We start from the raw sequence: 4,751 nt of genomic DNA, 5'->3' as shown, positions 1-4,751 counted from the left end.
GAGGCCGACGAGGGCGGCGCGGAAGCCGTCCGCGTGGACCTGGGCGGCGAGGGCGACCGGGCCCTTCTCGTCGACGGCGAGGCGGTGCGAGGGGCGTCCCTGGGAGCCGGCGGCGGCGCCGGGGTTGGAGTCGACGCGGATGAGGCCGAGGGCCTCCAGCTCGGCGGCGACGGCGCCCGCGGTGGCCCGGGTGACGCCGAGTTCGGCGGTGAGGACGGCCCGGGTCGGCGCCCTGCCGGTGTGCACCAGTTCCAGCGCGGGGCCGAGCGCGTTACGCCCCCTGTCCAGCCGTGTCCGGGTCGTCGTCGCCTTGCCGTTCATGGGGGTGAGTCTCCCATGATCGGGCGGATGGGGTGGCCCCGGGCGGGAGTGGGCCGCGGGGCGGGCGCCGCCTCGCGGGGATGCCCCTGTCCCTCCGGCCGGGGAACGTCTCTTCGGTCAAGGGAAATGGGGCTGCGTCGAGCCGGGGATCCGCCCCCGGGGCGGTTCGGCCTCGGTGGAGACCGCCGGGTGTCCGTCGTCCTCCACGGCCGGAACGGTGCCGACGGCCAAGGGGTAGGGCGGTGGGGTGCCACCGAACACGGGGCAGAGGGCCTTGTAGCCGCACCAGTCGCACAGTCGGCTCGGGCGGGGCTGCCACTCGCCCGTCTCCGTCGCCCGCCGGATCGCCTCCCACAAGGCCCGCAGCTTCCGTTCCACCGCCAGCAGATCCGCCTCGGACGGGTCGTACGTCACCACGTCGCCGCTGCCCAGGTAGATGAGCTGGAGCCGCCGCGGCACCACCCCGCGCCGCCGCCACAGCACCAGGGCGTAGAACTTCACCTGGAACAGGGCCCTGTCCTCGAAGTCCGGCGGGGGCGCCTTGCCGGTCTTGTAGTCCACCACCCGCATCTCACCGGTCGGGGCGACGTCCAGCCGGTCGACGTAGCCGCGCAGTTTGAGACCTGACTCCAGCACCGTCTCCACGTACAACTCGCGCGCGACGGGTTCCAGCCGGTTCGGGTCCTCCATGCGGAAGTACTGGTCGAGCAGTCGTTCCGCCTCGGCCGGCGCCGCACCGTCCGTGCCCTCCGGGAAGAGACCGGCCAGCTCCGGGCGCTTGCCCAGCAGTCGCTCCCACTCCGGGCGCAGCAGTGCGCGGGCGCGGTCCGCGGTGCGCTGCCCGGCCGGTGCGTCGAAGAGCCGTTCCAGCACCGCGTGCACCACCGCGCCCCGGGCCAGCGCCGGACTCGGCGGTTCCGGCAGCTTGTCGATCACGCGCAGCCGGTACCGCAGCGGGCAGCTCATGAAGTCGTTCGCGCGCGACGGCGACAGCGACGACGGCGCGCCCGGAGCGGGCCGGGACGGTGCGGGCGGGGCCGTGTCCGACGGGTCGAAGGCCTCGGACGGGGACATACTCCGACCCTACGCCGGGTCCTTCCCGAGTCCACCGGACCGGTTCCCCGATGATCGTTCCGGTGGGTTCGGGGCGCCGGCCGACGGGCGGGGCAGCACCCGCAGGGCCTCGCCCACGTCGGCCACCTCCGTCACCCGCATCCCGTCCGGCACCCTCCCCGGGTCCGGCGGCACCAGTGCACGGGTGAAGCCCAGCCGGGCGGCCTCCGCCAGCCGCCGCTGCACACCGGTCACCCGGCGCACCTCGCCGGCCAGGCCCACCTCGCCGATGACCACCAGGTTCTTCGGCAGCGGGGTGTCGCTCACCGCGCTGGCCAGCGCCAGCGCCACCGCCAGGTCCGCCGACGGCTCCGACAGCCTCACCCCGCCGACCGTCGCGCCGTAGACGTCGCACTTGCCGATCCGGTGGATCCGCCCGCGCTGTTCGAGGACCGCCAGCATCATCGCGACCCGGGAGGCCTCCAGACCCGCGGTGGTGCGCCGGGGGTAGGGGAGCTGAGAGGCCACGGTGAGTGCCTGCACCTCGGCGACGAGCGGACGCTTGCCCTCCAGGGTGACCGTCAGGCAGGTGCCGGGCACCGGTGCGTCGCGCCGGGTCAGGAAGAGGCCGGAGGGGTCGGCGAGCCCCGTGATGCCCTCGTCGTGCAGTTCGAAGCAGCCGACCTCGTCGGTGGCCCCGTAGCGGTTCTTCACCCCGCGGAGCAGCCGGAGGCGGGCATGCCGCTCGCCCTCGAGGTACAGGACGACGTCGACCAGGTGCTCAAGGAGCCGGGGGCCCGCGATGGCCCCTTCCTTGGTGACGTGGCCGACCAGGAGCGTGGACATCCCGCGTTCCTTGGACGTCCGGATCAACGCGCCCGCCACTTCGCGGACCTGGGCCGTGCCGCCGGGCGCGCCGTCGATCTCGGGGGAGGCCACGGCCTGCACCGAGTCCAGGACCAGCAGGGAGGGCTCGACGGCGTCGAGGTGGCCGAGGACGGCGGCGAGGTCGGTCTCGGCGGCGAGGTAGAGGTGGTCGCTGAGCGCGCCGATCCGGTCGGCGCGCAGCCGGACCTGACCGGCCGACTCCTCGCCGGTGACGTAGAGGGTGCGGTGCTGGTCGTCGACCGCCTTGGCCGCCACGTCGAGCAGGAGGGTGGACTTGCCGACGCCCGGCTCGCCCGCGAGCAGCACGACGGCGCCGGGCACCAGGCCCCCGCCGAGCACCCGGTCCAGCTCGGGCACGCCGGTGCTGCGCGCGGTCGCCGAGCGGCCGTCGACCTGTGCGATGGGCCGTGCGGGCGCGGTGACGCGGCCGGGGGCGGTCGTGCGGACCGCGGGCGCGCCGCCGGTCTCCTCGACCGTGCCCCACGCCCGGCACTCGGGGCAGCGGCCGAGCCACTTGGCCGTGGTCCAGCCGCACTCGGTGCAGCGGTAGGAGGGGCGGTGCGCGATCGTCGTACGGCTCCCGGCGGCCATGGTCCCTCCACAGCGGTGACTTTCGACCGGGCGGTCGTGGGCGCGGTCTCCGTGGGACGGGGTGGGTGACCGCCATGCCTGTTTTAGTACATTTGTTCGAGTTACGATGAAGTCCAGGCTAGGCCGGACATGCACGAAAAGCCACATTTCACCGGCTCACCGGCCAGGACCCGAGGAGGGCACCGTGCGCGTGCTCGGCGTGGACCCGGGGTTGACCCGGTGCGGCCTCGGTGTGGTCGAGGGCGTCCCCGGACGGCCGCTCACCGTGACGGCGGCCGGCGTGGTGCGCACCCCGACGGACGCCGAGACCGGCCACCGGCTCCTCCTCGTCGAGCGCGGCATCGAGGCCTGGCTGGACGAGCACCGCCCCGAAACGGTCGCCGTGGAGCGGGTGTTCAGCCGGCACGACGTCCGTACGGTGATGGGCACGGCCCAGGCCGGCGCGGTCGCGATCCTGTGCGCGGCCCGGCGCGGCATCCCCGTCGCCCTGCACACCCCCGGCGAGGTCAAGGCCGCCGTCACCGGCAGCGGCCGCGGCCGCAAGGCGCAGGTCGGTGCCGTGATGACCCGGCTGCTGCAGCTCGACGCACCGCCCGGACCGGCCGACGCCGCCCCGACGCCGGCCACCGGACCGGCCGACGCCGCCGACGCCCTGACGCTGGCCATCTGCCACGTCTGCGCGCCCCGGAGCCGGGCCGCCTCCGGCAGGCGTCCGCCGCCGCGCCCCTCCACACGCACGACCCCGGAAGGGGGTTATCCGATGATCGCCTTCATCAGCGGCCCGGTCGCCGCACTCGCACCCGACGCCGCGGTCGTCGAGGTCGGCGGCGTCGGCATGGCCGTCCAGTGCACCCCCGGCACCCTGGCCGCCCTGCGGGTCGGTGAGCACACCCGGCTCGCCGTCTCCCTGGTCGTACGTGAGGACTCCCTCACCCTCTACGGGTTCGCGGACGACGACGAGCGGCAGGTCTTCGAACTCCTGCAGACCGCAAGCGGTGTCGGGCCGCGCCTCGCCCAGGCGATGCTCGCCATGCACCGTCCCGACGCACTGCGCCGCGCGGTCGCCCAGGGCGACGAGAAGGCCCTCACCGCCGTCCCCGGCATCGGCAGGAGAGGCGCCCAGCGGCTGCTCCTCGAGCTCGCCGGCCGGCTCGGCGAGCCGACCGGAACCGGCCCCACCGGCTCCCCGGCCGGTGCCGCCGCTCCCACGCCCTGGAGCAGTCAACTGCACGCAGCGCTCGTCGGCCTCGGATACGCCCCGCGGGAGGCCGAAGAGGCGATCGCCGCCGTCACCCCGCAGGTCGAGGCAGCAGCGGCCGACGGCGCCACCCCGAGCGTCTCGACCCTGCTGCGCGCCGCCCTGCGCACGCTGAACCGCGCCCGCTGAGAGGAGTGGACCGCATGACCCGGGACGAAGCGGAAACCGCCGCCCTCATAGGCCGGATCATGGCCGCCTCCACCGAGACGGACACCGGCGCCGCCGCCGAGCGGCTGGTCGGCGCCTCCGCCGAGGGCGACGACCAGGCCGTCGAGGCGGCCCTGCGCCCCAAGGACCTCAGCGAGTTCGTCGGCCAGGAGAAGGTCCGCCAGCAGCTCGACCTCGTCCTCAAGGCCGCCCGCCAGCGCGGCGCCACCGCCGACCACGTCCTGCTCTCCGGCGCCCCCGGCCTCGGCAAGACCACCCTGTCGATGATCATCGCCGCCGAGATGGGCGCGCCGATCCGCATCACCTCCGGCCCCGCCATCCAGCACGCCGGCGACCTCGCCGCGATCCTCTCCTCCCTCCAGGAGGGCGAGATCCTCTTCCTCGACGAGATCCACCGCATGTCCCGGCCCGCCGAGGAGATGCTCTACATGGCGATGGAGGACTTCCGCGTCGACGTCATCGTCGGCAAGGG

4 protein-coding genes and 2 pseudogenes are annotated in these 4,751 nt (G+C 74.7%); 3 read left to right on the top strand and 3 right to left on the bottom strand.

Annotation, left to right across the window (positions count from 1 at the left end):
- The 3 genes and pseudogenes from CCN56_RS34230 to radA form a co-directional block, all read right to left on the bottom strand.
- Nucleotides 1-321 (bottom strand): annotated as a pseudogene (locus CCN56_RS34230) (ROK family protein); the annotation flags it as partial.
- A gap of 117 nt (nt 322-438) precedes the next feature.
- A complete protein-coding gene (locus CCN56_RS34225) occupies nt 439-1,395 on the bottom strand; it encodes a RecB family exonuclease (RefSeq protein ID WP_086831713.1) in 957 nt (318 codons plus the stop codon).
- 9 nt (nt 1,396-1,404) lie between these two features.
- The gene (gene radA / locus CCN56_RS34220; RefSeq protein WP_086831712.1) at nt 1,405-2,853 is read right to left on the bottom strand and encodes a DNA repair protein RadA; all 1,449 of its coding nucleotides are present in this window, start codon (nt 2,851-2,853) and stop codon (nt 1,405-1,407) included.
- Between the two features lie 184 nt (nt 2,854-3,037).
- Between radA and CCN56_RS34215 the strand changes: the two are divergent.
- The 3 genes and pseudogenes from CCN56_RS34215 to CCN56_RS34205 form a co-directional block, all read left to right on the top strand.
- Nucleotides 3,038-3,738: pseudogene (locus CCN56_RS34215) on the top strand (crossover junction endodeoxyribonuclease RuvC).
- Entirely contained in the window at nt 3,626-4,240 is a 615-nt protein-coding gene (gene ruvA, locus CCN56_RS34210; RefSeq protein ID WP_373412935.1) for a Holliday junction branch migration protein RuvA, read from the top strand. Before CCN56_RS34215 ends, ruvA begins: the two are co-directional and overlap by 113 nt.
- A 59-nt stretch (nt 4,241-4,299) precedes the next feature.
- The coding region (locus tag CCN56_RS34205) for an AAA family ATPase (RefSeq protein ID WP_143664710.1) at nt 4,300-4,751 on the top strand (452 nt) is incomplete at its 3' end.

It is taken from the genome of Streptomyces sp. NRRL B-24572, assembly GCF_002156145.1.
Classification (GTDB): domain Bacteria; phylum Actinomycetota; class Actinomycetes; order Streptomycetales; family Streptomycetaceae; genus Streptomyces; species Streptomyces vietnamensis.
The sequence above is the reverse complement of the archived record's forward strand: the minus strand, read 5'-3'. Positions and strand labels throughout refer to the sequence as shown.